The organism is Bacteroides sp. D22 (genome assembly GCF_000163675.1).
Taxonomy (GTDB): Bacteria; Bacteroidota; Bacteroidia; order Bacteroidales; family Bacteroidaceae; genus Bacteroides; species Bacteroides xylanisolvens.
Map to the genome: position 1 here is coordinate 119275 of NZ_GG774795.1, position 5308 is coordinate 124582.

At 43.3% G+C, this 5308-nt stretch carries 4 protein-coding genes and 1 pseudogene; 1 reads left to right on the top strand and 4 read right to left on the bottom strand.

Translation table 11 applies throughout. The features are described from left to right. Positions 1–373: 373 nt before the first annotated feature. A complete protein-coding gene (locus tag HMPREF0106_RS23760) occupies positions 374–1807 on the bottom strand; it encodes a CCA tRNA nucleotidyltransferase (RefSeq protein ID WP_009038725.1) in 1434 nt (477 codons plus the stop codon). Between the two features lie 163 nt (positions 1808–1970). Between HMPREF0106_RS23760 and HMPREF0106_RS23755 the strand changes: the two genes are divergently transcribed. Beyond that, on the top strand, positions 1971–2807 hold the full coding sequence (locus tag HMPREF0106_RS23755; protein WP_032850939.1) for a hypothetical protein: 837 nt from the start codon (positions 1971–1973) through the stop codon (positions 2805–2807). 584 nt (positions 2808–3391) lie between these two features. Here HMPREF0106_RS23755 and HMPREF0106_RS23750 read toward each other — a convergent pair. The 3 genes and pseudogenes from HMPREF0106_RS23750 to HMPREF0106_RS23740 form a co-directional block, all read right to left on the bottom strand. Next, a complete protein-coding gene (locus HMPREF0106_RS23750; RefSeq protein WP_009038727.1) occupies positions 3392–4384 on the bottom strand; it encodes a DUF3843 family protein in 993 nt (330 codons plus the stop codon). A 1-nt stretch (position 4385) separates the two neighbouring features. Next, positions 4386–4988: a Holliday junction branch migration protein RuvA gene (gene ruvA, locus HMPREF0106_RS23745; RefSeq protein ID WP_009038728.1), complete on the bottom strand. Its 603-nt coding sequence runs from the start codon at positions 4986–4988 to the stop codon at positions 4386–4388. Between the two features lie 106 nt (positions 4989–5094). Then, a pseudogene (locus HMPREF0106_RS23740) lies at positions 5095–5308 on the bottom strand (IS110 family transposase); the annotation flags it as partial.

The window sequence follows — 5308 nt, forward strand, 5'->3', positions numbered from 1 at the left end:
AAAATCTACCCTCACCAACCCTCACCTTTGACCCATTCATTAGCGCACCGTTTAACTCGTTTCAGTACAGTTCTTAATTAAATGGGAATTTAGCGGTTAAATGAGATTTTATCGGTTAAGCTGAAAGCCTTACAATTATATATTTATTGGGGTGTCCTGAAAGGGCTTAATTATATAGCGTAGGGCAACGCCCTACGAAAAAAACACACCAGCCACAAGCCCTGAAAGGGCGGAACCGTATACAATTATGCCCTTTCAGGGCATTCCGCAAAATTATCATTTAGTTCATTTCAGTACAGTTTTACTCCAATTCAACTACTGATTCGTATAAACCCGTGTTTGAATACTATAATATATCTGTTCCGTCCTTCTATCAGCACACCGGCGTCAGCCCCATCTTCTTAGCCCGCTCCAGCATGAAAGCATGAGCAGCCTCATATTCGTTCGGAATCACTCCATCCAAGATAGCATCCTTTATAGCACTTTTCAAAACACCGACTTCACGACAAGGTTCCAAACCGAAAATCTCCATAATTTCTTCTCCACTCACGGGCGGTTGGAAGTTACGGACACGGTCTTTCTCCTCCAAATCCTTCAGCTTTTGTCGAACCAACTGGAAGTTATTCAGGAAACGTTGCTTACGTTCCATATTCTTGGAAGTAATATCCGCTTCACAGAGCATCATCAAGTCGTCAATGTCATCTCCCGCTTCAAAGAGCAGACGGCGTACAGCCGAGTCTGTCACCACATCATCCGCGATAACAATCGGACGCATGTGCAGGCTAACCAGCTTCTGCACGTACTTCATCTTCTCATTCATCGGCAGCTTCATCTTGCGGAAGATATGCGGAATCATCTTTTCACCGATAAAATTATGGTTATGGAACGTCCATCCCGCTTTCGGTTCCCAACGTTTCGTGACAGGCTTGGCAATATCATGCAGCAAAGCAGCCCAGCGTAACCAAAGGTTATCAGTCTTCTTGCTGATATTATCCAGCACTTCCAATGTATGATAAAAATTATCCTTATGCGAACGTCCGTTCCGTGTTTCCACTCCCTGCAAGACAGCAAATTCCGGGAAAATCAACGGCAGCAAACCGCTACGTTCCAAATCAATAAAACCTTTTGAGGGAATCGGAGACAGAATAATCTTATTCAGTTCGTCCGCAATACGTTCACGGGAGATGATTTCAATCCGTTCTTTATTCCGGCAAAGCGATTCGAAAGTATCATCGTCAATGTAAAAGCCCAGTTGCGTAGCAAAACGGATGCAACGCATCATGCGTAAAGGATCATCGCTGAAAGTGATATCCGGGTCGAGCGGAGTGCGGATTGTCTTTTCCTTCATATCCTCCATGCCTCCGAACGGATCTACCAGTTCGCCGAAACGTGCCTTATTGAGACATACGGCAAGAGCATTGATCGTGAAATCACGACGGTTCTGATCGTCTTCCAGCGTACCGTCTTCAACAATCGGTTTGCGCGAATCCCGTTGATAAGACTCCTTACGCGCACCTACAAACTCTACTTCCGTACCTCTGTATTTTACTTGTGCCGTCCCGAAATTCTTAAAAACAGAGACATGAGCACCACGTCCCAACCGTTTTCCAAGGGCTTCTGCCATTGCAATTCCACTTCCTACAACTACTACATCTATATCTTTAGAGGGACGTTGCAGAAAAATATCACGAACGTAACCACCTACCACATAACACTCCATGCCGAGCGCATCGGCCGTTTCGGCTATCTGTCCGAAGATGGGTTCGCTAAAATGCTGCTTCAATTCCTCTTGAGTCAACTCTATCATTCTTTTTAGTTATAAGTTTTGAGGGGACAAAATTACAAAAATAAGGGATATATTTGTATTTTTGCCGCTAATAAAGTGAATGAAGAACAGAACGATGAACAGTGAATGGCAAACGGACACTGCTTCTTCATGTAAATAATAGAACCAGTAAATAAAATTTGTGATGAAAAAACTGATTATCCTCTTTTGTGGTACGCTGGCATTAGCTGCCTGCGGAAATGGCCTTGAGAAAAAAGCCAATGAAAAACTGATGGTTGCCAAGGCTGCCTACGAACGTGGCGACTATGAAGAAGCTAAGTTACAAATTGACAGTATCAAGATTCTGTATCCCAAAGCGTTCGAAGCACGTAAGGCGGGACAGGCACTAATGCTTGATGTTGAAACAAAAGCACAGCAAAAAACGCTTGCTTATCTGGATAGCACCTTTCAGGCAAAAACGAAAGAATTCAACGCCATCAAAGACAAATTCACCCTAGAAAAAGATGCCGAATATCAACAAGTAGGCAACTACCTCTGGCCTACACAGACCATTGAGAAAAACATGCACCGTTCGTACCTCCGCTTCCAAGTGAACGAGCAAGGCATCATGAGTATGACCTCTATCTATTGCGGTGCCGGCAATATCCACCACAACAAAGTGAAAGTGATTGCTCCTGACGGCAGTTTTGCCGAAACTCCAAGCTCCAAAGACAGCTACGAAACAACCGATATGAACGAGAAAATAGAAAAAGCTGATTACAAACAGGGAGAAGACGGCAATGTAATCGAATTCCTACATCTCAATAAAGACAAAAATATCCGTGTGGAATATATGGGCGACCGTACCTATAAAACAACGATGAGTCCCACCGACCGACTAGCCGCAGCCAATGTTTATGAATTAGCGCAAATCCTCTCTGCAATGGAACAGATTAAAAAAGAACAAGAGGAAGCTAACCTGAAAATCGGATTTATCAATAAGAAAAAAGAACGGAAGGCACAGGAGGAAATTACCGATTAATAAAAAGGAAACTCCATTTGGCAAAAAGAAAACTATCGGTGCGAAAATGAGATAAATGATCTTTTATTTTTAGACATAAGAACAAAAGAACATAAAGGCTGCGCTTTGAAAATTATTTTTGTTGCTTATTGAACTGCTATTTTATTTTTTGTTCTTCTGTCTGAATTACTAAAAACCGTCAAAAGAGAAGCTATTTAGCAGAAAAAAACATCGGTCAACAATAAAACTGACGGGAATAGTTGTTATTTTTCATAAACGACAACTATTCCCGTCAAATGTATAATAAGCCTCTTTATTCTCTGCGCGGAAGAAAAGGCGTTTCCTGGTATGGAGAAAAGGCGTAGTCTGCCATCATAAAACGGCGTAGCCTGGTAAGCAAAAACGGCGTATCCTCCACATCCTTATTTTACCCTTCTATTCAATTGATTATTAGCCTTTTCCCGTTTTGATTTTCCAACCCGTTTTCCGGTTGTCTTCTTTTTACCGGCTGCGGACTTTGTCTTTCCGACGAAAGGATTGTTATTTTTTTTGATTGGCATAGACAACACTTATATAAACAGTACTTATATCTGATTCTTGTTCTCTTATTCTCCTTCGTAATATTCGCCCAAAAACCAGCGAGCCACAAAATCCCAGTTTTCCTGCAACAGTTCCTTTCCGTTCTCAAACGGGAACTGTGCTTCCGACAACAGCTCATGTTCCATTCCATATTTCAACAAATCAAACGGGCACAAACCTTCTTCACAAAACAGTTCGTATGCTTCCTCTTCTGCCAGTTCAGCATTGTAGAGCGGGTTGCGTTTGTCCGCAAAATATGGGGCCACATCAGGCCCTATCAACAACCCTTTCGGATTGGCGAAAACCACGAAGTTATCAAACTCTTTTAAATCAGGCAACAGAGAATCTTCTTCATCCTCCCACTTCAATGATTGCACAAAGAAAAATTTCAGCGCATCGTAAGAGTCGAAGTACAAAAGCGGTTCACCTTTACTTGCTTCAAGGAAACGCTCAACGTTGGCAGGCATTTTTTCTCCCGGCAAAGCTATCGGCAGAGGCATTCGCTTCTTTTGCATCAATTCCGTTTCCAGCAGCCAGTCCGTCGCAAGGTAATCACTGATAGGAGCCAATTCGAACGCAGCATCCAAACGGTTGTATAATGCATCTGCAAACTCCAGCAAATCTGCATCCATCGGGTTCTCCACTCCGTCAAAATCATCACCGACCGGTGAATTGATTGCCCACAAAAGGAAAACAACATCTTCACGATTGATTTCGTCCGGCAGATATTCGTCCGTCAACGTGTAGAAAGGCAGGTAACGTCCGTAGTTTTCCTGATGCCAGTGGATAAATTGACGCCAGTTTCCTCCGTCTGCCACGCAATCTTCCAAGTATAAGGCACACGTCAGAGCCACTTGCTTCTGGTCTTCTTCCATGTCTTTCCCACCATATATATACGATTCAGCCACCAATGGCAATAGCTGATTAGCGAAATCCAGATACCATTTATCCGTATTCACTACCTTTGCACGACCGTGAGCGTCCAGCCATGCCTGCATATAAATTTTCTGTTGCTTCATACTACAAACGTTTCAAAGCCAGTTTAATAACCTTTTCTACCGGAGCATCCGGTTCTTCCTTCAAGATAGCCAACACCACCTTCTGCGAAGGCGCGGCAGCAAAACCGAGCATTGTCAATGCAGACACCGCCTCTTCCTGCACTTCCGCATTGGCAGGTTGCAGCAACAGACCTGCGGAAACACCTCCGCCGGCAGACCCACTCATCGTTTTTATCTTATCTTTCAGGTCGACAATCACCCGTTGTGCAGTCTTCAGCCCGATACCTTTCACCGTTTTCAGCATATTCGCGTTTTCGGTGCTGATTACGTTCACCAGTTCGGCAGGTGAGAGCGCCGAGAGAATCATACGTGCCGTGTTCCCCCCGATTCCGGAGACAGAAATCAATAATAGAAAAATCTCCCGCTCCTGCTTCTCGGCAAATCCGTAAAGCACATACGCGTCTTCCCGAATCGCCTCGTGAATATATAGCTTACAGTTTTTCTTTCCCTGAATAGCCGAATAGGTATTCAAGGATATATTGGCGGCATATCCCACCCCGTTACAGTCAATCACTGCGGTTGCCGGACTTAGTTCGGCAAGTTCGCCTCTAATATATTCTATCATAACAGGGACAAAGATAAAACAATTTCACCACAGAATTCTAAGACCTATGCAAATAATAGGCCTATAAAAAACAGTTAAAGAAATTAAACGGGCTATTTCAGTCCGTTTACTTTTTGTAAGTCATTAACTCCACAAAGGGTGTTCCCCTTTTGACCACAGCAAACATTCTTCCTACTAGTTTAAACTTGACTGCATTTAGCACTACTCCATAAGCTTTCCCTTCCTTCCTTTTCCTTTCATAATACTCTTTCATTTCCTTATCCCATACAATCGCTGAATTAGCAGCTTGTGAAAGATCCGCTTTCAATAGTTTTGCTCCC

What these genes read in the sequence shown, in the direction of transcription:
- ruvA (WP_009038728.1), bottom strand. Translation starts at nt 4,988, where the DNA reads ATGATAGAATATATTAGAGGCGAACTTGCCGAACTAAGTCCGGCAACC.
- HMPREF0106_RS23755 (WP_032850939.1), top strand. Translation starts at nt 1,971, where the DNA reads ATGAAAAAACTGATTATCCTCTTTTGTGGTACGCTGGCATTAGCTGCC.
- HMPREF0106_RS23760 (WP_009038725.1), bottom strand. Translation starts at nt 1,807, where the DNA reads ATGATAGAGTTGACTCAAGAGGAATTGAAGCAGCATTTTAGCGAACCC.
- HMPREF0106_RS23750 (WP_009038727.1), bottom strand. Translation starts at nt 4,384, where the DNA reads ATGAAGCAACAGAAAATTTATATGCAGGCATGGCTGGACGCTCACGGT.